The sequence below is a fragment of the Mycobacterium sp. KBS0706 genome (assembly GCF_005938675.2).
Taxonomy (GTDB): Bacteria; Pseudomonadota; Alphaproteobacteria; order DSM-16000; family Inquilinaceae; genus Inquilinus.
This window is the reverse complement of sequence record NZ_VCCH02000442.1, coordinates 1-217: the sequence shown is the minus strand read 5'-3', so window position 1 is coordinate 217 and position 217 is coordinate 1. Positions and strand designations below refer to the sequence as shown.

Sequence of the window (217 nt, the reverse complement as noted above, 5' to 3'; positions counted from 1 at the left end):
CGGCATCGGTCCGGGTGACCGGGTGCTGCAGAAGACGCCCTACGGCTTCGACGTGTCGGTGTGGGAGTTCTTCTGGCCGCTGATGACCGGGGCCTGCCTGGTGGTGGCGGAGCCGGGAGCGCATCGCGACCCCGAGGCGCTGGGCCGGGTGATCCGGGACGAGGGGATCACGACGCTGCACTTTGTGCCGTCGATGCTGGGGGCGTTCGCGGCCTCG

At 71.0% G+C, this 217-nt stretch carries 1 protein-coding gene; it reads left to right on the top strand.

Features of this window, described 5'->3' with window-relative positions; all coding sequences use genetic code 11:
* A partial coding sequence (locus FFK22_RS42620) for an AMP-binding protein (protein ID WP_143957095.1) occupies positions 1 to 217 on the top strand: 217 nt, incomplete at both ends.